Here is a 21,756-nt window from a genome sequence, read left to right on the forward strand (position 1 = left end):
GCCGCTATCGCGGGCAATGCATTCCAAATGTGAGAGAGGGCTTGCCCGCGATAACGCCCTGAAAGACACCCTATAAACCCCTGAAGGAACCCCCGCGCATGAGCGACTCCGGCCGCGCCGATGCCCTGTTAGCCGATCTGCCCCGGGACGGCCGTGGCCGGCTCAAAGTCTTCCTTGGCGCCGCGCCGGGTGTGGGCAAGACCTACGCCATGCTCCAGGCCGCTCACACGCAGTTGCGCCAGGGCGTCAGGTTGCTTGCTGGCGTGGTCGAAACCCACGGCCGCGCCGAGACCGAAGCGTTGCTCAGCGGCCTGCCGCAGCAACCGTTGCTGCGCAGTGAATACCGGGGCGTGATGCTCGAGGAAATGGACCTGGACGGTCTGCTCGCCGCCAAGCCGCAACTGGTGCTGGTGGACGAACTGGCCCACAGCAACGCGCCCGGCAGCCGCCATGAAAAGCGCTGGCAGGATATTCAGGAACTGCTCGCCGCCGGCATCAACGTGTTCACCACGGTCAACGTCCAGCACCTGGAAAGCCTCAACGATCAGGTGCGTGGCATTACCGGCGTGCAGGTGCGCGAAACCCTGCCCGATTGGGTCTTGCAGGAGGCCGATGAGCTGCTGCTGATCGACCTGCCGTCCCGCGAGTTACTGGAGCGCCTGCGCGACGGCAAGGTGTATGTGCCAGAACAGGCCCGTGCGGCCATCGACGCGTTTTTCACCCAGACCAACCTGATGGCCCTGCGCGAGCTGGCGATGCAAACCGCCGCCGCTCACGTCGACGACGACCTGGCCCAGGGTTACCGCCAACTCGGCCAGGCCGCGCCGGCCGTGCGTGGGCGCTTGCTGGTCGGCGTCGACGGCGATGCGCAAGCCGAACGCCTGGTGCGCCATGCCAGCCGCGTGGCCCAGCGTCGCCATCTGCCTTGGACCCTGGTGCATATCGATAACGGCCGCGCACGCGATGAACAAGCACGCCTGCGTCTGCAAAATGCCCAGCAACTGGCCGAACGCCTCGGCGGTGACGTGGTGCTGCTGCGTGCGGGGGAGGTGACCAAGACGTTGATCCAGCATGCCGCCGAGCGCCGCGCCAGCCTGGTGCTGGTCGGGCAGTCGCGGATGAACTGGCGACGTCGGCTGTTCGGCGGTGGCGTGGCCGAGCGCCTGATGCGCAATGCACGCGGTCTGGAAATCAATATCCTCGACAGCGACGACGTACCTGCACCGCCGCGTCTGCCGGATGTGCGCGGGCTGGTGTGGTTCGACTATGCGCTGGCGGTGGTCGCGACGGTGATCGCGGCGGCCCTGGCCTGGGCGGTCGCCAGCGTGTTGCCGTTGCCGAATATCTCGCTGGTGTTTCTCGCGGCGGTATTGCTGGTGGCGGTGCGCAGCAGCCTGGGGCCGTCCCTGATGTGCGCGGCGCTGTCGTTCCTGACGTATGACTTCCTGTTTATTCCGCCAAAATTCTCCTTCGCCATCCAGCGTGAAGAAGACGTGCTGACTCTGTTGTTCTTCCTGCTGATGGCGGCGCTGACCGGCAACCTCGCGGCGCGCCAGCGCCGGCAGTTGCAGGCGTTGCGCGATACCCAGGAAGAAACCAGCGAGCTGCTCGACCTGTCGCGCAAACTCACCGCCGCCACCGACCGCCAGGCGGTGATCAGCGCGGCGGCGCATCACCTGGAAGGCTGGAGCGACCTGGATCTGTGCCTGGTCAACCGCGACGGCCAGGGCGCCTGGAAAGTCGAGACCGGCGGGCCGCTGACCTTCACCGAAGCCGAACGCGCCGCCGCCGACTGGGCCTGGCAGCATGATCAGCCGGCGGGCAAGGGCACCGGCACGTTGCCGTTCGGGGGCTGGTGGTGGTGGCCGCTGTCGAGCGAAGAGGGCCCGCTGGGGTTGCTCGGTGTCAGTGCAAAACCCGGTATGGAACTGAGCGGCCAGCGCCGTCGCTTGCTGATCGCCTTGAGCCAGCCGCTGGCCCAGGCGTTGGCCCGCGCGCAATTGGCGCAGGAGCTGGAATCCGCGCGCCTGCACGGCGAGACCGAGCAACTGCGCAGTGCCTTGCTCGCCTCGGTGTCCCACGATTTGCGCACGCCGTTGACGTCCATGCGTGGCAGTATCGACAGCCTGCTGGCACTCGGCGAAGCCATCCCGCTGGAGGATCGCCGCGAGTTGCTCGAAGGCACCCGCGATGAAGCCGAGCGCCTCGACCGCTATATCCAGAACCTGTTGGACATGACCCGCCTGGGCCACGGCGCGTTGAAGCTGGCGCGCGATTGGGTCTCGCCCGGTGATATCGTCGGCAGCGCCCTCGGCCGTTTGCGCGCGGTGCTGGCGCCGTTGCAGGTGAGGATCGATGTGCCGTCTGAACTGCCATTGCTGTATGTGCATGCCGCGTTGATCGAGCAGGCGCTGGTCAACGTGCTGGAAAACGCCGCTCGATTCTCGCCGGCCCAGGGCCATTTGCACGTCAGCGCCGGGGTGTCGGATAACCAGCTATTCTTCGCCGTGGCGGACGAGGGCCCCGGGATTCCCGAAGACGAGCGCGCGAAGATTTTCGATATGTTCTACACCGCTGCCCGTGGTGATCGCGGCGGCCAGGGCACCGGGCTGGGCCTGGCGATCTGCCAGGGCATGGTCGGCGCCCATGGCGGGCATATCAGCGTCGCCGATGGGATTGGCGGGCGGGGCACTTGCATCACGCTGTTCCTGCCTTTACCCGCACAGCCTGGCCTGGAACGCGAGGCGTGAGCTACTCTCTTTTTTCGATGGATTTTGATTGGACACCATGAGCCAGACCGCGACGATTTTGGTCATTGACGACGAACCGCAGATCCGCAAATTCCTGCGCATCAGCCTGGCCTCCCAGGGCTACAAAGTGATCGAGGCCGGCACTGGCAACGAAGGCCTGGCCCAGGCCGCCTTGAGCAAGCCGGATTTGCTGGTACTCGACCTCGGCTTGCCGGACATGGACGGCCAGCAGGTGCTGCGCGAGTTTCGTGAGTGGTCGACGGTGCCGGTGCTGGTGTTGTCGGTGCGCGCCAGCGAAGTGCAAAAGGTCGAGGCGCTGGATGGGGGCGCGAACGATTACGTCACCAAACCCTTTGGCATCCAGGAATTTCTGGCCCGCGTGCGCGCCTTGTTGCGCCAGGCCCCAGCGGGTGAAGCCCAGGAAGCGGCGTTGTGTTTTGGCCCGCTGACGGTGGATCTGGCCTTCCGCCGCGTATTGCTGGACGGTGCCGAAGTGGCGCTGACCCGCAAGGAATACGCGGTGCTGGCGCAACTGGCGCGGCATCCGGGGCGGGTGATTACCCAGCAACAACTGCTCAAGGACATCTGGGGGCCGACCCATACCGAGGACAGCCACTACCTGCGCATCGTGGTGGGCCACCTGCGCCAGAAGCTGGCGGATGATCCGACTCAGCCGCGGTTTATCGTGACCGAGGCGGGGGTGGGGTATCGGTTGTTGGGGGCTTAGATCTGGTGGATTTTCGTTGGCTGTCAGGGCCCTATCGGGGGCAAGCCCCCTCCCACATTTTGAAATGTGTTCACAAATCAAACTGTGGGAGGGGGCTTGCCCCCGATGAGGCCCCCAGCCACACCGCCAATCTCAGTGCTGCTCACTCTCATACCGATCCAACGTATCACTGGCGATCTCGCGCCCCAGGGCGATCAGTTCCGGCGCCTTGTAGAACTCGAAAAACCGGCACACCCGCTTCGGCACGTTGATCAGCACATCCGGCGGGTAGCCGGCGATCTTGTATTGCGCCAGCGATGTCTGCATCACCTCGAAGCTCTGGTTGATCAGGTCCAGCAATGATGCCGGGCCGACGTTATCGATGATGAACGAACCGGTCGCCGACTTCGGCGCCCCGGCTTTTTCCGGGGCGGCGGCGGGCTGCTGGGATTCCGGTTCGGCCGACTCCAGCCACGGGTTGATCTCGGCCGCTTGGGCCTGCAAGGCTTCCTGTTCGAGCTTCATCAACTGCTCGGCCTGCTTGCGGCGAAACGGCAAGTGCGAACCCAGCGACTTCGCCAGGCTGTTGAAGCGGCTCTTGAATGCCGGCGGCCGCTGGATCACCGGCAAGTGGTAGTGTTTCTGGTTGGTCGCGTTGAGGTTGACGGCAATGATCAAGTCGCAATGGCTCGACACCACCGGTACGATCGGCAGCGGGTTGAGCAGGCCGCCGTCCACCAGCATGCGGTTGCCCTGCATCACCGGGGTGAACAGGCTCGGAATCGCCGCCGATGCGCGCATGGCCTGATGCAGGCAGCCTTCCTGGAACCAGATTTCCTGCTGGTTGGTGAGGTCGGTGGCCACGGCGGTGTAGGGGATGCGCAGCTCTTCGATATTGATCTCGCCGACGATCTTGCGGATCTGCCCGAAGACCTTCTCGCCGCGAATCGCTCCCAGGCGGAAGCTCACATCGACCAGGCGCAGTACGTCGAGGTAATCCAGACTTTCGATCCAGTTGCGATACTCGTCGAGTTTGCCGGCAGCATAGATTCCGCCCACCACCGCGCCCATGGAGCAGCCGGCGATACAGGCGATGTCGTAGCCGCGCCGTTCGATTTCCTCGATCACACCGATATGGGCATAGCCCCTGGCCCCACCGGAGCCCAGCACCAAGGCAACACGCTTCTTCATGGTCGATGTCCTTCGTTAAGCAGGCGCCCACAATGCACCCAATACGGGGGCGGCTTCAATCTTCGCGCCACCGCGCAATATTTTTCCAGAATAGCGGCTAGGCTCGGGTATGCTCTGGCAATCGGCGCTTTTGATTTCGGGTGGCGGACAAGGCACTTTTCTTTGTAGGCAACGTCTACACGGTACGACCGTTTTTCTTTATTTTGAGGTGTCATCGATGAAAGCCTGGATGTGTGTGCCTGTGATCATGTTGGCCCTGGCCGGTTGCGCCGGGAAAACTGCCTATCGCGACAGCTGCGGCAGCCAATTGGACGCCGCGTGGAAAGAGCTGGACCTGGCCAAGGCCGAAGGCTTTGCCGGTACCGTGAGTTACTCCAAGGCCTTGTCCCTGTTGACCGGCGCCAAGACCCAGCAGCAATTCGAAGCGTTCGAAGGCTGCGCCAACAAGGCCGAGAAGGCGCGTTTCTATATTCGTGAGTCGCGCGCCGGCCGCTGATTCGTCGCAGCTGTCGAGTGCAACCAGGCTGCGTCAGCGGTTTGAGTGATGCAGGGATTATTCGTCGTCAGTGGAGGAAAACATGTCAGCCTTGGTAGATCAGTTAGTCGCTCAGGTCATCGGCCTGGAAGTAGGGTTACTGAGCTGCCAGGCTCGGCTCGCCGCCGTCACCGACGATGAAGCCCTGCATGATTTGCGCACCACCGTGCGGCGCCTGCGTAGCCTGTTGCGACCCTTGCGCGGCTTGCCGGGGGTCGAACAACTCGAACTGGCCGCCAGTACCGTCGGCCAATTGACCACCCCGTTGCGCGATCGTGAAGTGCTGGCCGCGCATCTGCACCAGCACGGTCACCATGCCGCCGCCGACCGTCGTCTGCGCCTGCAACCCGAGGCCTATCGCCACGTCGCCGAGGGCCCGGAGCTGGCGCACCTGCTGCAGATCCTCGATGCATTCCCGCGGTTTATCCGTGCCTCGCAACACCAGAAACTGCTCAGGGGCCTGCGCACGCGTATCGAGAAACGCCTGGCCAAGCAATGGCACAACCTCGATGACGCCCTGCAGGACCCCAGCCACGATCGCCACCGTCTGCGCTTGTTGATCAAGCGCGTGCGCTACGCCGCCGAAGCCTACCCCGAGCTGGACAAGCTGCCGGTCAAGGCAATGTCGCGCCTCAAGCAAGCCCAAGGCGCCCTGGGCGATTGGCATGATTGCTGGCAGTGGCTGCTCCAGGCTGAGCATCAAGCCGATCTGCAGCCCTGTGTGACGATTTGGCGTCGCACCATGGCCCAGGCCGAAGGCGAGGCGGATCGGGTGCTGGACAAACTCTGCGCGGATTGTTTCTGAGCCGGTCCGGTTTTTGGCCGGAATAGGCGCTGTACCTGGTGGGTGCGCTGGTTAAGATCGCTGCTCCGGTCTTTTTGATGTGAGGTCGCCATGCGCTTCAGTGATTTGCTCGACGCCGCCCGTAACCACCCGCTGGAGGTCACCATTCCTGCCGAATGGGCGCAGGGTCGCGCGACCTTTGGTGGCCTGGTGGCCGCTTTGCAATATGAAGCGCTACGCGCCCAGGTCCCTGCCGACCGGCCGTTACGCTCGTTGGCAATCACTTTTGTCGGCCCGGTCGCCGCGGATGTGCCCGCCAGTTATCACGTCGAAGTGCTGCGCGAAGGCAAGGCGGTCAGCCAATTGCTTGGCCGGGTGGTGCAGAATGGTGAAGTGGCGACGCTGGTCCAGGCCAGTTTCGGCGCGTCCCGTGAGTCGCAAGTCGTGGTGGCGAGCGAGCCGCCGCCGACCTTCAAGCATTGGGATGAATGCCAGGAGCTGCCGTATATCCAGGGCGTCACCCCGGAATTCATGCGGCACCTGGCGATGCGCTGGAGTGTCGGCGGCCTGCCGTTTACCGGCAATACCTCCCGCGACATGGGCGGTTGGGTGCGCTTGCGCGGCGATGTGAAAGAAGAGCCGCTGACCGAGTCGCACATCCTCGCCCTGGTGGATGCCTGGCCGCCGGCGTTGCTGCCGCACCTACGCAAGCCCGCGCCGGGCAGTACCCTGACCTGGACCATCGAGTTTATCCAGCCGCTGCAAGACCTCACCACACTTGACTGGTGCCAGTACTACGTCAACATCGAACACGCCCGTGACGGCTACGGCCATGCCGCTGCGGCGCTGTGGAGCCCGAGCGGCGAGTTGATCGCCATCAGCCGCCAGACCGTGGTGGTCTTCGCCTGACCTTCAGTGCCGGTGGCGCTGACGCCAGGCGCGCCACCAGCCACCGCTGAGCACAAAGCGCGGGAAGCTCACGAACTGCTCGACCAACAGGCGTTGGACCGCGTCTTTGCGGTCGCTGAACGGTTCACCGGCCTGGGCTTCCAGGCTGTGGCCATGCCGCTGCAAGGCAAGGCCGGCGAGGATGCCGACAACGCCCACAGCCAAACTGGCCAGGCTCAGGCTGAACACCCCGGAAACGACCAACAGAAACCCGATGATAAACAGCGGCACCGCGATCATGTGCAACGCCAGGTTGGTCGGGTGCTGGTGGTTTTGCGGGTACTGACGCCATTGCCAGGCGGGGAGATTGGGATGACGTTTGCCCATGATGATGAATCCTCTGTCCGTTGAAACAACTTGAACAGAGTTTAGGTCGGGTCGGCTGGCGCGGCGAATCAAGGCTGGCTATGGGGGCCATAGCCTCGCCTTGTATTGCTTATAGCTTCAACTGGCCAATCGCCTTGCTCAACTCCCCGGCCAATGTGGCGAGCTGATTGCTGGTGGTGGCCGAATCCACGGTCTGCTGTACGGTGTTCTCGGTCACATCACGAATACTCACCACGGCGCGGTTCATCTCTTCGGCGACATGGCTCTGCTGTTCGGCGGCGACGGCGATCTGGGTGTTGCTTTCGCGCATCTGCGCCACGGCGCCGGTGATTTCGGCCAGTGCTGCGCCGGCTTCCTGGGCCTGTTGCACGCAGTCATCGGCCTTGAACGAGCTTTCTTGCATGAAGTCCACCGCATCGCGGGTGCCGGCTTGCAGCGCCGAGACCATGAGCGTGATTTCGTCGGTGGAGGTTTGCACGCGTTTGGCCAGGTTGCGCACTTCGTCGGCGACCACGGCGAAACCGCGGCCCATCTCCCCGGCGCGGGCGGCTTCGATGGCGGCGTTGAGCGCGAGCAGGTTGGTCTGTTCGGCGATGCTGTGGATCACGCTGACCACGCCGTTGATTTTCTGGCTGTCTTCGGCGAGCTTCTGGATCATCTCGGCGGTCTGTTGCACGCCGCTGGACAGCCCGGCGATTGAGCGTTGTACCCGATCCACCACTTCGCGGCCGCTGCCGGCGAGGGTGTCGGCGGTCTGGGACAGGTCGCGGGTGGCGCCAGCGTGCTGGGCGATGTGGTGGACGGTGGCCGTCATCTCGTTGATGGCGGTGGCGGCCTGGTCGGTTTCGCTTTGCTGGCCGAGCATGCCGTGCTGCACCTCGTTCATGCTGCTGGCCAGGCGCGCCGCGCCCTCATCCAGTTGCTTGGCGGTGCTGGCCACGGTGTTGACCACTCGCTGGTAGCCGGCTTGCATGGCATTGAACGCGCTGGCCATCTGCCCGACTTCATCTTTGCAGGCCAGCGGGACACGCGCCGACAAGTCGCCGGTTTTCTCGACGTGCAGCATCACGTCCTTGAGGGTGTTGAGCTGGCTGAGCAGGAAGCGGATCAGCAACTGCGAGGCGCAGAGCATCGCCAGCATCAGGATCAGCACCGCCACCGCGTAGTTGGCGAAGCGCTCACTGAACACCTGGCTCAGGCTTGGCGCGTAAGCGAGCACGGCGACCTGTTGCCCGTCGGCGCGGGCGACCACTTCAGCGCCCATCAACGGGTTTTCGCCGAACAAGGGCAGGTGATTGAGTTCGACCCAGCCGCTGGCACTGCTCAAGTCTGACAGATCTTGATCAGTCAACTGTGGGACTTGGCCACGGGCAAACGTCAGCCACGCCTCGCCCTTGGGCAGCGCCTTGTCGGCCGGCCAGGCGCTGAGCACGCGCGCCTGGGCTTGTGCCGAGGCCTGGGACGCCTGGCTGCGCGACTGCTGTTCGAGATGCACAGCGTATAGCACCAACAGCAGCGTGGTGATAAAGGCGACCGCGTTGACGGCCCAGAATTTGTATTTCAGCGAGATATTGCTAAGCCAGGCACCCATAGAAGGTTTTTCTCTGATAGCGGAAACAGCATTGGCAAGGTGCCATTATTGTGCCGCTACTGAAAAAATACCACTTTGATATGGGTCAATACGCCACATCAAACCACAGCGGGTAGGCCAAAAAAAATACGCGCGCAGGCGGTGCTGTGCTGGGCCAGGTCTTCCGGGCTTTCGTTGCGGTGCAGGGCGACTTCGCGCAGCACCTCCGGCAGGTAGGCCGGTTCGTTACGGCCGTTTTTCGGTTTGGGCCGCAGGGTGCGCGGCAGCAGGTAAGGCGCATCGCTTTCCAGCATCAGGCGGCCCCGAGGAATTTCTCTGACCAGCGGATGCAGGTGCGTCCCACGGCGCTCGTCGCAGATCCAGCCGGTGATGCCGATGTGCAAGTCGAGATCGAGGTAGCTGAACAGCGCCTGCTGCTCGCCCGTGAAACAATGCACCACGGCGGCGGACAAGTGATCGCGGTAATCCTTGAGGATCTCCAGCAGGCGCTGGTTGGCGTCGCGTTCGTGGAGAAACACCGGCAATTTCAGCTCGACGGCCAGGGCCAGGTGTTCTTCGAGGACTTTTTCCTGCTGCGGGCGCGGTGAGAAGTCGCGGTTGAAATCCAGCCCGCATTCGCCCACCGCGCGCACGCGGCTGTCGTTGAGCAAACCACGTAGGCGTTGGGCGCTGTCGCCGTTCCAGTCGCTGGCGGAATGGGGGTGGATGCCGGCGGTGCAGAACAGTCGCTGGCCGCTTTCATCCAGCTTTTCGCACAATTGCAGGGCCTGTTCGCTGCCGTCGACACTGGTGCCGGTGAGCACCAATTGTTGCACGCCGGCAGCATACGCACGCTCGAGAACGGCCTGGTGCTTCTCGTCGAAACTTGGGTTTGTCAGGTTGACGCCGATATCAATGAGTTGCATGGTGCTATCTCCGCCTGCGGCCGGAAAGCATATCAGAGCTGTAGATTTATAAGAAAAACCTAGAACTACAACGAGTTATAGCTGTCTTTGAACGTCGCAAGTGACATTGTGGTGGGTCTATCGCCTACCCTGGTGCCGCCGTTGCGTGCCTTGTCAGCGCATAAAGCGCTCTGTTTCTGACCTCCAGCCCCTCGTTTTTCGCGAAGGTGCTGGCCAGTATTCTTTCCGGAGAGCGGATGATCCGACCCTCGGCGTTGCTTATGTTGTGCCTGACGTTATCGCTGCCCATGGCGGCGGTCGCGCGGCTGGACGGGCCGCTGGAAGTGACCAAACCGAGCAAGGTGCGCGACCTGGCCGAGATTCGCTCCAGTCGTACCCTGCGCGTACTGGTCAACCAGAGCCGCAACAGTTCCGGCGAAATCCAGGGCCAGGCCATTGGTGTCGAATACCATCGCCTGCGTGCGTTCGAGCAGTACCTCAACGACCAAGCCCGCGATGGCCAGGAAATCAATCTGAAGATCATCCCCAAGGCCAAGGACCAACTGCTTGGCGCGCTGGCGCGGGGTGAAGGCGATCTGGTAGCCCCCGGGGAATTGCTGGAAGTGAAGGCCACGCACAAGATCAGTGCGAGCGACCCGATTGCCAGCGGCGTGCCGTTATGGCTGGTGGGGGTCAAGGGCGAGCGCCGGTTCACCCGGCTGGAGCAGTTGTCCGGGCGCACATTGGCGCTGACCACCGGCAGCGCGGCGGCGGATGCGATCAACCAGGTCAACCAGAAACTGGCCCTGCACAAGCAGCCGCCGATCAAGGTGGAGTGGGTCGACCCGAGCCTGGCGGTGGAGGACGTGCTGGAGATGGTCCAGGCCGGCATCTTTCACCTGACCATCGTCGAGAAGCCCATCGCCGAACGCTGGTCGAAGATCCTGCCCAAGCTGCGCTTCGACAAGCAGGTGGTGATCAATGAGCCGGGCGAAGAGTATTGGTTCGTGCGGCAGGACGCCGCGATGCTGCGGGCGAGTATTGATCGCTTCCTCAAGACCTACCGCACGCCGTCCGACCAGGACGTGGCGTTTCAGCGCATTTATCGACGCCTTTACCAAGTGCGCAACCCGCTGGCCCGCATCGACCGCCAGCGCCTGGAGAAACTGCGTCCGATCCTGCAAAAACATGCGCGCGAGCAAGGCATGGATTGGTTGAACCTCGCCGCGCTGGCCTTCAAGGAGTCCGCCCTCGACCCAAGCGCGCGCAGCAGCGGTGGCCCCACCGGCCTGATGCAGATCACGCCTTCGGCGGCGCAGCGGGTGGGCGTGAACAATATCGAAAATCTCGACAGCAACGTGCAGGCGGGGGCACGTTATCTGTCGATGATCCGCCGCAAGTTTTTCGCCAGCCCCAAGCTCAACGAGCGTGAGCGCATGGCGTTCGTGCTGGCGGCCTACAACATGGGGCCGGAACGCGTGCAAGGCATGCGTACCGAAGCCAAGCGGCGTGGGTTGAACCCCAATCAGTGGTTCTTCCAGGTGGAGCGCATCGCCATGGAGCAGGTGGGGATGAGCGGCGTGAGCTATGTGAATAGCGTCAACAAGTACTACCTGGCGTTTGATCGGGAGCGGGACTCCCTGGAGCCGTCGGCGTTGGAGCCGAAAATCGCTTCGCGCAAGTGATCGATTTTATAGATATTAATCAGGCATTTTTTCGGCTTTTATCATTTCCTAAACTGATTAATATAGCGGCCAACCAACCCCTACTCTGAAAAGGATTATCCCCATGAGCCCACTGATCAAAAGCATCCTGTCCACCCGCGCCGGCTATGGCTTGACCATTCTGCGCATTGTCGTCGGCATCATCTTCGCTGCCCACGGTTCGCAAAAACTCTTTGGCTGGTTTGGCGGCTACGGCCTGGCGGGCACCGCGCAGTGGATGGAAAGCATCGGCCTGGCGCCGGGCACCCTGATGGCCTTGTTGTCGGGCGGTACCGAGTTCTTCGCCGGCCTGGCCTTGATCATCGGCCTGCTGGCACGCCCTGCGGCCTTGGGCCTGACGATCCTGTCGCTGGTGGCGATCTTCTCGGTGCATATCCATAACGGTCTGTTCATGGCGAACAATGGTTATGAGTTCGCCCTGGCCTTGCTCGGCGGCTCCCTGGCCGTCCTGTTCGAAGGTGCCGGCAAACTGTCCGCCGACCGCGCCATCACCCACTGATCGGTCTGTAACCGCTGGAGAAGGCCCGCCATGTGCGGGCCTTTTCGTTGCGCGGGATTCTTGACACCGCCCCATCGGCTTCTCTAGGATGTTGGTTATGCGCCGATTTAAACAGCTAATTGCGGGGCGCCACTGGGACTCGATGCAGCCCGACAGAAGCCAGTTCTCATTGCAGACGCCGGCTTCGAAATACCGCTAAAGCGCTGGTTCGGTGTTGCCTCTCACCTGCCCGCAGACTTTTGAGGCAGAGACACGACACGATGAATGCACCACGCCCCCTCATACGCCTGGCTCCGATCACTGCGGAGCTGACTCAACGCAATCCGAAAATTCTCCTGGGCGGCAAGCACCAGCCGACGCTGTTGCGTTACCTGGACGGCTGGCCGCGTCGGGGCGGGCGGCCCTCGGCGTTCCTGATCCAATTTGTCGAAGATGGCGATTCCCTGGCACGCTTTGCCAGCAACAGCTTTGACCTCGCGGTGATCCAGGCGCCCAGCGCCAGTGACGCGGCTGAGGTGATCCGCCAACTGACGCGTATTGCCCGGCAAGGCTTGATCGCGCGGCGCTGAGCCCTCAATAAAACGCCGACGGCGGCACCGGCCAGCGACGACGCTGCCGCCGAAACAGCCCCCAGGCAATCAGGCACAGCAGTGCCGGCAACGGCACAATCACCAGCAGTTTTACGTTGCGTTCCAGGCGCTGCACCGGCGCGTAAAGCGTGTTTTTCAGCGTATGCAGTTCCATCGGTAAACGCAGGCGTTCCTTGTTGAGCGCTTGCAACTGGGTACTGGTATCGACCGACTCCGTGCCCAGGGCCGTGACGTCGGGGTTAAGGCGCTGCCATTCCTTTTCCGTTCGTGCCAGGCGCCGTTCCAGCTCGGCAGCCTGATCCCGATAGGCGCGTTCGGCAGCCTCGCGCCGCTTCGCCAGCAGCTTCAATGAATGGCCGGCCACCGCGCGCGGGCGAATATCCGCCAGGGCCTGCGGCGCGGCCAGGTTATCCAGTGCGTTCATGACAAACAGTTTGTTGGCATTTCGCGCGGATTCGCCGGGAGGCTCGCTCAACATATCCGTATCTGCAACCACGACCACATGGATCTGCGCCGCCTTCTGCAACCCCGGCGGCCGCCCGCCAAATCCGTCGGCAAACGCCGAATAGGCTGGCCCTTCGAGGCGGGCAGCGATCACGTGAGGCTCGCCACGCGTGGGTAACGCACTGCCCACGGCGTCTGAATCGATCAGTAACGACTGTCTGGAACTGCGCAACAGCGGCGTGAAGATGGCGCGGCTTTTATCCAGGGAGAACAGGGCGCCGCTGTTCGACACGGTCACTGTGCCCAGCTTCCAGGTGCTGACATCGCGGGTATTCATTGCTTGGCGTGGCAGGGTGAATATGGCCGGTTGATGTTCCGACGGGGCATAGGTGGGGTCGACCAGCACTTTGTTGCTCGGCATGCTGACCCCCCAGCCGGCGAGCAACGCGTCTAGCCGGGTGGCGGAGGACGTTGTCTTTGAGCCGCCTTTGTCGAGGGGGTCGATAAACATCAGCAGTTTGCCGCCGCCCAGGACGAACTGGTCGATCGCATACAGTGTTTTTTCCGGCAGCCCGCGTGGATGTACCAGCATCAGGGTTTTAATCCGCGAGGGCACATGATCGGCCGTCGGCTCCAGCTCCAGGAGGTCGAAATGTCGGTGCAATTCCAGTACCAGCGGCTCGATGGATGCGCCGGCCGGTAACCCTGATAACAGCCCGACGATCGCAGGCTCGGGGTGCAGCAACTGGGTGATCAAGTGGCTGATTTCATACTCCAGCAGCGGCTCGTTCTCCGGGTTGAACGACTCGATGCGTTGGGCGGTTTGCCCCTCCCGAGCGCCGATAAGACCGAAGAACCCCGGTTGATCGCGCAGGCCATACAGTCCTGCTTTGTAGGCATCCTCTGAAAAGGGCGTGGGATCGATAATGTGCAGATTGATCTTGCCGTTTGCTGCGTGTTCGAACGCCCTGAGTTGTTCTTCAACGCGTTTGGCATAGTGTTTCAGGATGCTTTTTTTGGCCGGTATGCTTGAATTGAAATAATAGAAGTCCAGTGGACTTTCCAGTGTGGTGAGTAAGTGCAATGCCGCGGGTGACAATGTATTGGTCTGTTGTTGGGAAAAGTCCTGGCGTAAATCAGGAAGTTTGACTACCCATACCAGGTTGAATGCGAGGAACAGCAGCAGTATGACGCTAAGTGTCATGCCGGTGCGCAATGGATATCGCATCGAGAGTGTTCCTTCTCAGCTGTTCTTGTAGTTGAGGATAACGGTTGTCGCAGCAAGAAAAGCAATGATCATGCTGATGAAATACGCGCCGTCCTGAAAGGTAAGTGTCCCGTGATCAATCAGGCCAAAACGCAGGAGTGGGCTGAGAGATGTCAAACTGTCGATGATCCAGATGGGGGCTTGACGCTCCAGTGCATCCAATATCGAAGACACGCCGCTGGCCAATAACAACAGGCTCAGCGTCAATATGAAAATGGCCAGGCGCTGGCGGGTCAGTGCGCAAATAAAAACACCCACTGAGAGATAGCTCCCGCTCAATAACCAACTGGCCAGGAATTGGGATGCGATGACCCGGTTGTCCGCACTGCCCAACAAGTTGACCACCGTCACGATGGGGAATGTCAGTAATAATGCCAGGCCCGCCACGACCCAGGCGGCGAGGAACTTCCCAATAACCAGTTCGGCGGGCCGCACAGGCAGTGTTTTCATGAAATCGCCAAAGCCTGTCTCATTCTCGTCCGCCCAAAGTTGAGTCGACAGTGCAGGGATCAGTAACAGGTACAACCAAGGGTGCCATTGAAAAAAGCCCTGCAAATCGCTGCTGCTGCGCTCCAGCAATTGGCTGGTGTGCAACCCCAGCAAGGTCGACAGCAACAGGAACAGCGCAACGCTCAGGTAGGTGGCAGGTGCCGATAGATAGCTGGCAAGCTGGCGTTTGAAAACAGATGGCAGCAGGTTCAATGGGAGGCCTCCTGGCTCAGGTGGTGAACGACATCGTTCAGGCGGCCTGGCTCCAGATTCAGTGAGTGTATTTCCCAGCGTCGGTTGGCAATCAATGCGCAGATGGCGGGGTAGATGGAGTGTCCCGGCATGGCGAGAACGGTTACCGTGCCCGGGCCGTGCCGGTCTTCTTCGATACCTGCCACGCCGGGCAGTACGGCAAGTGCCAGTAAATCCAGGGCTGACTCCGCCGCCAGGGTGACCGCGCGAAAGTGCCGGGAACTGCGCTGCAGCTCGGGCATCGGGGTGTCCGCCAACAGGCGCCCGCCGCCAATGACCAGGGCGCGGGTGCAGACGCCGGCCAGTGCTTCGCAATCGCGTGAGGCAACGATGATCGTCATCTCGTCGGCCAACGACTGGATAAGCCTGCTGATCTTGCCTTGCTGATGGGGCGCCAACCCTTCGCTGGGTTCGTCCAGTAACAGCACGTCGGGGTCGTGCAGCAGGGCCTGGGCAAACGCGACTTTGCGTTTCAGGCCAGGGGGAAGGGTGTTGATCGGGTAATCGAGGACTGGCCAGAGTTCGAGTCGGCTGGCCGCGTGATCCACCCGCCTGCGTCGCTCCGCGCCTTGGAATCCCCGAACGGTGGCGATGAAACTGAGCAGGTTCTTGACCGACAGGGTCGGGTGACTGACACCGGATTCGGGTTGATAGCCTATTGCCTTGCGTGCGTGATAGCCGTGCGTGTGTGTATCCAGCCCCAGAATCCGCACTTGCCCCGAGGAGGGTTGGATGGCGCCGGCGATCATTTTTAAAAGTGTCGTTTTACCTGCCCCCTCCAATCCAAATACACCAAGGCACTCTTGGCGTTTGGCAGAAAATGAGACATCGCTGATTACACTCTTTTTGTTCAAGTATTTTGTGAGGTTGCTTATCTCGATCATTATGCTTTTCTGTTCGGTTGGTGAGGCAAGAAGAATGAAGAGGCAAGCGCCTTTGTTGAGTGATATAGGGCTCGGGTTTAAAAATGGTACGTTCAATGTACAGCGCTTGGAAATGCTGAAGTATCTTAATAAGAGAAGTCCTACGTTCAGTCTGTTACTTCGCTGAAACAATCGTTGAGTGATAAATGCATGTTGATGGTCGGATGTTTATCTGATGTTTATATACGCTTTGCTTGTTGTCATGAGGCCTGATTACTATGATGCTTCTACGTACCCTAGTTCTTGAACGCTCTGGTGAGGATGCGCCGGTCAACGGTGCTCTGCTCTGTGGTTTTGCTGTTCCCCAGATCGCGTCGAACTTTCTTGTGTACAGCCTGGATGAAGAAATAGAGCCGGGTAGTTCCCGGGTATATGTCGCAGCATTGCGTAGGAAAGTTGAACGCTACTTCTTGGGTGGGGTGGATGCCCAAGAGGATCTGCAAGTTGCGATGCGGGTGTTTAAACAAATACTGACCCTGGCCGCGTCCGGTACCAAGTCGGGTAGCGTCGGCGACGGCCAGATTCCCTATCACTTTGTCGACTTGAAAGGCTGCAAGTTGCCGCCCGCCAGGCCCGAAGATCATCATTCAATGAACATCAAGAAAGCCTTGGTGATGAAGGTGATTACCTTGGGCACATCGGCCCCTGCGTCAGAGGCGATTGAAAGTCCTACGCTGATTGTCCCGTCCATTCGTTTTTCTTCCAAATTGGTCTCGGCTCCCAAAGTCACCAAGGCGCCTGAAAAGGTCTTGCCCGTGGTGATCGAGGGGCTGGCTGAACCTCAGCGGCAGGTGCCCGCGGTCGTGGCGTCAAATGCTGCGCCGGTCGTCGCGGTTGCACCCAGTGCGCCGCCGGCATCCAACGAACAGGCAGAACACAATTCACTGTTCGAGGTGGACAGCACCTTGACCAACCTCGCGCGTGTCGCCCAGGAACTGACCCAGCAAAAACTTGCAATGCAAAAGCGCGAAGAAGCGCTCGAACAGCGCCAGGTTGAACTGCAGCGAGGGCTGGCGGAGCTTGAGCAAAAACGCCAGGAACTGACCCGTCGCATGGTGCAGGAGGAGGGCGCCGTGCAGTTGCAGGCGCAGGCGTTGGAGGGGCGTGAAGCGCAGTTGGCAAATGCCGTGGCCATGCAGCAGCAAGGGCAGCGTCAAATGGATGAGCGCACCCGCGTCCTCGAAGAGCGGGCCATTCAAGTCGAGGCGCAAGAGTTGCGGGCGCGTCAGAAAGGCGAGACGTTGGCGGCGCTGCTCGTGCAGTTACCAGGGTTGCGCCAGAATGTGCATGCCATCCTCTTTGAACTCGACCAGGCGTTGGACGGCCTGGCCAGGAATGAGCTGGTTCAAGCCAGCAGCGAGCCGGGCGCAATCCAGCTGTGATGCGAGGCGTCAGAGGGTCTGGCTACTTTCCCCGGTTCATTTATCATCACCCTCTGTTCGTCGACGCCGGGGCCTGCATGCCGCGGCGTATTGGAATCAATGGACATTGCCTGGGGATGCACACGTTTGAGTACCAAGCTGATTACCAAAGAAGGTCATGAGGCGCTGAAGAAGGAGTTGGATTACCTGTGGCGCGAAAAGCGTCCGGACACCACGCGCAAGGTGACTTGGGCTGCTTCCCTGGGGGATCGCAGCGAGAACGCGGACTACCAGTACAACAAGAAGCTGCTGCGTGAGATTGACCGACGGGTGCGCTACCTGCGCAAGCGTCTGGAAGACATGCGCGTGGTGGAGTACATGCCCGAACAGGAAGGGCGGGTATTTTTCGGTGCCTGGGTCGATATCGAAAACGAGCAGGGCGAAACCAAGCGTTTTCGCATCGTCGGCTATGACGAGATCTACGAGCGGATGGACTACATATCCATCGATTCGCCGATGGCGCGGGCGCTGCTGCGCAAGCAAGTCGACGATGAGGCCATCGTGCAGACGCCGAACGGCGAGGTGTGCTGGTGGATCACCGCTATCGAGTATGTGAAATAGACAATGGTGGCCGGTCTGTGACGCGCGGGCCATTGTCGTCTCAGCCTTCGCGCAATACCGCCAATGGCGTGGCATTCAGCGCGCGGCGCGTCCCGAACACCCCGGCAGCGCCGATCAGCACGCCACCGATCACCGGCAGCAACAGCAACCACGGGTGTGGGTGCCAGGCCAGGTCGAAGGCATAGCGGTACAGCACCCAGGTCACCAGCTCGGTGCCCAGCGCCGCGAGCAAACCGCTGACGGCGCCGAGCAAGCCGAACTCGATGCGTCGGGCCTTCACCAGCAGCTTGCGCTCGGCGCCCAACGCACGCAGCAGCGCACCTTGGCGAATGCGCTCGTCCAGGGTGGCCTGCAGGCCGGAGAACAGCACCGCCATCCCTGCCGCCAGCACGAACAGCAGCACATACTCCACGGCCAGCGTTACTTGGGCGAGGATGCTGCGCAGCTGTTCCAGCAGGGCCTCGACTTGCAGGATCGTGACCGCCGGGAAGGCCCGGGACAGGTCGACGATCTGCCGGTCATGGCCGGGGGCTAGATAGAAGCTGGTCAGGTAGGTGGCCGGCAGGTCTTTCAAGGTGCCAGGCTGGAAAATCATGAAGAAGTTGGGCTGGAAGTTATCCCAATTGATGGTGCGCAGGCTGGTGACCCGCGCTTCACGGGTTTCGCCCGCCACGGTGAACACCAGGTGGTCGTCGAGCTTGAGTTTCAGGCTTTCGGCAACCTTGGCTTCCACCGACACACCCGGTATTTCATCGCCCGGTTGCTGTGACCACCAGGTACCCGCAGTCAGGGCATTGCCCGGCGGCAGGTCGGCGGCCCAGGTCAGGCTCAGGTCGCGCTGGATCGCGCGGTCGCCGCTGGAGTCCTTGCTGACGATCGCCTGCACGGGCTCGCCGTTGACGCTGATCAGCCGGCCGGGCACCACCGGATACAGCGGCGCCGATTGTGCCTGCAGTTCGAGCAGGCGAGCGCCAAAGGCGTCTTTGTCGGCGGGCAGGATGTTCAGCGCGAAGTAGTTGGGGGCGTCCTTGGGCAGCTGGTTTTGCCAGGTGTCGAGCAATTCGCCGCGCAGCAGGGCGATCAAGCCCATGGACAGCAGGATCAAGCCGAACGCCAGCGACTGGCCTGCCGCCGCCAACGGATAGCGCAGCAACTGGCCCAGGCCCAGGCGCCACGGCAGGGACGCCCGGGCCAGCAGGCGGCGCAGGCTCTGCAACAGCAGCAGGAGCAGGCCACCGAGGATCAACGCCGCAACCACGCCCCCGCCGAGCAGGGCGAAGGTCAGCATCAGGTCGAGGCTCAGGCGCCACATGATCAGGCCCAGGGCAAGCAGCGCCGCGCCGTAGACCATCCAGGTGCTGGACGGGATGGGCAGCAGGTCGCGCCGCAACACGCGCAGCGGTGGGACGCGGCCCAGTGCCGCCAACGGCGGCAGGGCGAAACCGGCGAGGGCCACCAGCCCGGTGCCGATCCCGGCAATGGCCGGCAGCAGCCCGCCGGGCGGTACGTCCGCCGGCAGCAGGTCGTGGAGGAAATAGAACAGGCCAAATTGCGCCAGCCAGCCCAGCAGGGCGCCGGCCAGGCTCGCCAACAGGCCGAGTACGCTCAGTTGCAGGCTGAACAACAGCATGGTTTCACGCCGCGATAAACCCAGGCAGCGCAACAACGCGCTGGCATCAAAACGTCGGCTGGCGAAACGGTTGGCGGACAACGCCACGGCCACACCGGCCAGCAACACCGCCACCAGGCTGGCCATGTTCAGGTAGCGCTCGGCCTTGCCCAGGGCGCCGCCGATCTGCTGGTTGCCATCCCGCGAGTCCTGCAGGCGCTGGTTGGCCGCGAGGCCCGGCTTGATCAGGTCACGATAGGTTTGCAGTGCCGTACTTGAGGGGGCTGCGCGCCACAGCTCGCGGTAACTGACGCGGCTGCCGGGCTGGACGACGCCAGTGGCGCCCAGGTCGGCCAGGTTGATCATCACCCGTGGCGTGAGGCTGTAGAAATTGCCGGCGCGGTCCGGTTCATAGGTCAGCACACGCGCCAGGCGCAGGGACTTCATGCCCACGTCGATGCTGTCACCGACTTTCAGGTCGAGTGCGGTGAGCAGCCGTGCCTCCACCCAGGCTTCGCCGGGTTTCGGGCCGCCGCCCGCGGTTTCGTCAGCGAATGGCGCGGCTGCGCTCTTCAGTTCGCCGCGCAGCGGGTATTGTTCGTTGACCGCCTTGATGCTGGACAGCTGGATGCCGTTATCGGTGGCGATAACGCTGGAAAACTCGACGACGCGTGCGTGATCCAGGCCCAGTTCGATCCCGGACCTGATTTGCTCGGGGCGCGCGGGTGAGCTGCCCTCGAGCACCAGGTCGGCGCCGAGGAACTCGGTGGCGCGCAACAGCATGGCGCCATTAAGGCGTGCGCCGAAGTAGCCGATGGCGGTGCTGGAGGCCACGGCCACCAGCAGGGCGAAGAACAACACGCGCAATTCGCCGGCGCGGGCATCGCGCAGCAATTGGCGCAGGGCAAGGCTGAACAGGCGCAACAGCGGCAAGCGTGCCATCAAGGCTCCAGGGGCGCGACCAGCAGGCCGGCTTCAAGGCGGATCAGGCGTCGGCAACGGTGCGCCAGGCGCTCGTCGTGAGTGACCAGGACCAGGGTCGTGCCGCTTTCTTTATTCAGTTCGAACAGCAGGTCGCTGATGCGCTCGCCGGTATGGCTGTCGAGGTTGCCGGTGGGTTCGTCGGCAAACAGCACGTCCGGTTCGGCGGCAAAGGCGCGGGCGATCGCCACCCGTTGCTGCTCACCCCCGGAGAGTTGGCGTGGCGAGTGGGTCAGGCGTTGGCCCAGGCCGACCCGTTCGAGCAGGTACCTGGCGCGCTCGCGGGCGTCTTTGCGGCCGTCCAGCTCCAGCGGCAGCATGACGTTTTCCAGCGCGTTGAGGCTGTCGAGCAGTTGGAATGACTGGAAGACGAAGCCCACGTGCTCGGCGCGGATGCGCGCGCGCTGGTCTTCGTCGAGGCTGCTCAGGGCTTGGCCGGCGAGGATGACTTCGCCGCTGCTGGGCAGGTCGAGGCCGGCCAGCAGACCGAGGAGGGTGGACTTGCCGGAGCCGGAGGCACCGACGATAGCCAGGCTATCGCCCTTGTTCAGTTCCAGGCTCAGTTCGTGCAGGATAGTCAGTTCACCTTCCGCGCTGGGAACCACTTTGCTAAGGTTTCGCGCGATGAGAATGCTTGCGCCCATGGAGAATCCGATGCGAATGTGGTTTTTGAGTGCTGGCCTGGCCTTGATGTGCATGGCCCAGAACGCAGCGGCGGGTACAGTCCTGATCGTTGGCGATAGTATCAGTGCCGGTTTCGGACTGGATACCAGCAAAGGGTGGGTAGCCTTGTTGGGACAGCGGCTCAAACACGAAGGTTTCGACGATAAAGTGGTCAACGCGTCCATCAGCGGCGACACCAGCGCCGGAGGCCTCGCGCGGCTGCCGGCGGCGCTTGCGGAGCATAAGCCCAACCTGGTGATTATCGAGCTGGGCGGCAATGACGGCCTGCGTGGACAGCCGCCCGCGCAATTGAAACAAAATCTTGCGTCGATGATCGAGCAGTCCCAGGCGGTCGGCGCCAAGGTCCTGCTGCTGGGCATGCAGTTGCCGCCTAATTACGGTCCGAAATACACCACGGCATTTGCCGGGGTCTACGCGGCCCTGGCCAAGGAGAAGAGCGTGCCGTTGGTGCCGTTTTTCCTCGACGGCGTGGGCGGTCATCCCGAGCTGATGCAGGCCGATCAACTGCACCCGGCGGTCGGCGCCCAGGGTAAGTTGCTGGAAAATGTCTGGCCGACGCTAAAACCGCTGTTATGACGCTTTTCTACCGGCAGGCT

At 62.2% G+C, this 21,756-nt stretch carries 20 protein-coding genes; 11 read left to right on the forward strand and 9 right to left on the reverse strand.

What is annotated here, in order from left to right; all coding sequences use genetic code 11:
- Positions 1-98 precede the first annotated feature (98 nt).
- Positions 99-2,750, forward strand: a complete 2,652-nt coding sequence (locus tag NR164_RS05860) for a sensor histidine kinase KdpD (RefSeq protein WP_256822473.1) — start codon at positions 99-101, stop codon at positions 2,748-2,750.
- 37 nt (positions 2,751-2,787) lie between these two features.
- Positions 2,788-3,477, forward strand: coding sequence for a response regulator (locus NR164_RS05865; RefSeq protein WP_026140251.1), 690 nt, complete (start codon positions 2,788-2,790; stop codon positions 3,475-3,477).
- A gap of 132 nt (positions 3,478-3,609) precedes the next feature.
- Here NR164_RS05865 and NR164_RS05870 read toward each other — a convergent pair whose 3' ends face one another.
- Complete coding sequence (locus NR164_RS05870; protein ID WP_017848819.1) at positions 3,610-4,647, reverse strand: patatin-like phospholipase family protein; 1,038 nt, start codon at positions 4,645-4,647, stop codon at positions 3,610-3,612.
- Positions 4,648-4,864: 217 nt separating this feature from the next.
- Between NR164_RS05870 and NR164_RS05875 the strand changes: the two genes are divergently transcribed.
- The 3 genes from NR164_RS05875 (at position 4,865) to NR164_RS05885 (ending at position 6,875) form a co-directional block, all read left to right on the forward strand.
- On the forward strand, positions 4,865-5,143 hold the full coding sequence (locus NR164_RS05875; protein WP_017848818.1) for a hypothetical protein: 279 nt from the start codon (positions 4,865-4,867) through the stop codon (positions 5,141-5,143).
- An 82-nt stretch (positions 5,144-5,225) separates the two neighbouring features.
- Positions 5,226-5,987, forward strand: coding sequence for a CHAD domain-containing protein (locus tag NR164_RS05880; RefSeq protein ID WP_017848817.1), 762 nt, complete (start codon positions 5,226-5,228; stop codon positions 5,985-5,987).
- 90 nt (positions 5,988-6,077) lie between these two features.
- Complete coding sequence (locus tag NR164_RS05885; protein WP_017848816.1) at positions 6,078-6,875, forward strand: acyl-CoA thioesterase II; 798 nt, start codon at positions 6,078-6,080, stop codon at positions 6,873-6,875.
- A gap of 3 nt (positions 6,876-6,878) precedes the next feature.
- On the opposite strand, the gene NR164_RS05890 is transcribed toward NR164_RS05885, so the two are convergent.
- From NR164_RS05890 to NR164_RS05900, 3 genes are all read right to left on the reverse strand, one after another.
- Complete coding sequence (locus NR164_RS05890; protein ID WP_017848815.1) at positions 6,879-7,241, reverse strand: Mpo1-like protein; 363 nt, start codon at positions 7,239-7,241, stop codon at positions 6,879-6,881.
- A gap of 109 nt (positions 7,242-7,350) precedes the next feature.
- The gene (locus NR164_RS05895; RefSeq protein ID WP_256822474.1) at positions 7,351-8,832 is read right to left on the reverse strand and encodes a methyl-accepting chemotaxis protein; all 1,482 of its coding nucleotides are present in this window, start codon (positions 8,830-8,832) and stop codon (positions 7,351-7,353) included.
- Positions 8,833-8,930: 98 nt separating this feature from the next.
- Positions 8,931-9,737 carry a TatD family hydrolase gene (locus NR164_RS05900; protein ID WP_017848813.1) on the reverse strand — a complete coding sequence of 269 codons (807 nt, stop codon included), beginning with the start codon at positions 9,735-9,737 and terminating at the stop codon, positions 8,931-8,933.
- A gap of 236 nt (positions 9,738-9,973) precedes the next feature.
- Between NR164_RS05900 and NR164_RS05905 the strand changes: the two genes are divergently transcribed.
- The 3 genes from NR164_RS05905 (at position 9,974) to NR164_RS05915 (ending at position 12,508) form a co-directional block, all read left to right on the forward strand.
- Complete coding sequence (locus tag NR164_RS05905; RefSeq protein WP_057003735.1) at positions 9,974-11,401, forward strand: transglycosylase SLT domain-containing protein; 1,428 nt, start codon at positions 9,974-9,976, stop codon at positions 11,399-11,401.
- A gap of 103 nt (positions 11,402-11,504) precedes the next feature.
- The gene (locus tag NR164_RS05910; protein WP_017848811.1) at positions 11,505-11,939 is read left to right on the forward strand and encodes a DoxX family protein; all 435 of its coding nucleotides are present in this window, start codon (positions 11,505-11,507) and stop codon (positions 11,937-11,939) included.
- 260 nt (positions 11,940-12,199) lie between these two features.
- Positions 12,200-12,508, forward strand: a complete 309-nt coding sequence (locus tag NR164_RS05915) for a class I SAM-dependent methyltransferase (protein ID WP_256822475.1) — start codon at positions 12,200-12,202, stop codon at positions 12,506-12,508.
- 4 nt (positions 12,509-12,512) lie between these two features.
- On the opposite strand, the gene NR164_RS05920 is transcribed toward NR164_RS05915, so the two are convergent.
- Genes NR164_RS05920 through NR164_RS05930 form a run of 3 tightly spaced genes read right to left on the reverse strand, consistent with a single transcriptional unit; the run spans position 12,513 to position 15,865 of the window.
- A complete protein-coding gene (locus NR164_RS05920) occupies positions 12,513-14,201 on the reverse strand; it encodes a Gldg family protein (protein ID WP_256822476.1) in 1,689 nt (562 codons plus the stop codon).
- 15 nt (positions 14,202-14,216) lie between these two features.
- A complete protein-coding gene (locus NR164_RS05925; RefSeq protein WP_046384248.1) occupies positions 14,217-14,942 on the reverse strand; it encodes an ABC-2 transporter permease in 726 nt (241 codons plus the stop codon).
- On the reverse strand, positions 14,939-15,865 hold the full coding sequence (locus tag NR164_RS05930) for an ABC transporter ATP-binding protein (protein ID WP_256822478.1): 927 nt from the start codon (positions 15,863-15,865) through the stop codon (positions 14,939-14,941). Before NR164_RS05930 ends, NR164_RS05925 begins: the two co-directional genes overlap by 4 nt.
- 257 nt (positions 15,866-16,122) lie before the next feature.
- On the opposite strand from NR164_RS05930, the gene NR164_RS05935 reads away from it, so the two are divergent.
- Both NR164_RS05935 and greB read left to right on the forward strand, forming a co-directional pair.
- Positions 16,123-17,286 (forward strand): hypothetical protein, encoded by a 1,164-nt coding sequence (locus NR164_RS05935; protein WP_372340288.1) that lies wholly within the window; start codon positions 16,123-16,125, stop codon positions 17,284-17,286.
- A 126-nt stretch (positions 17,287-17,412) separates the two neighbouring features.
- Positions 17,413-17,886: a transcription elongation factor GreB gene (gene greB, locus NR164_RS05940; protein WP_026140354.1), complete on the forward strand. Its 474-nt coding sequence runs from the start codon at positions 17,413-17,415 to the stop codon at positions 17,884-17,886.
- Between the two features lie 40 nt (positions 17,887-17,926).
- On the opposite strand, the gene NR164_RS05945 is transcribed toward greB, so the two are convergent.
- Together NR164_RS05945 and NR164_RS05950 are read right to left on the reverse strand one after the other, a co-directional pair.
- Positions 17,927-20,437, reverse strand: a complete 2,511-nt coding sequence (locus NR164_RS05945; RefSeq protein WP_256822480.1) for an ABC transporter permease — start codon at positions 20,435-20,437, stop codon at positions 17,927-17,929.
- Entirely contained in the window at positions 20,437-21,120 is a 684-nt protein-coding gene (locus NR164_RS05950; protein WP_017849531.1) for an ABC transporter ATP-binding protein, read from the reverse strand. Before NR164_RS05950 ends, NR164_RS05945 begins: the two co-directional genes overlap by 1 nt.
- Positions 21,121-21,130: 10 nt before the next feature.
- Here NR164_RS05950 and NR164_RS05955 point away from each other — a divergent pair, with 10 nt between their 5' ends.
- A complete protein-coding gene (locus NR164_RS05955; RefSeq protein ID WP_026140353.1) occupies positions 21,131-21,736 on the forward strand; it encodes an arylesterase in 606 nt (201 codons plus the stop codon).
- Positions 21,737-21,756 lie beyond the last annotated feature (20 nt).

This window comes from Pseudomonas sp. Pse79, from assembly GCF_024519615.1.
In the GTDB taxonomy this organism is placed as follows: Bacteria; Pseudomonadota; Gammaproteobacteria; order Pseudomonadales; family Pseudomonadaceae; genus Aquipseudomonas; species Aquipseudomonas veronii.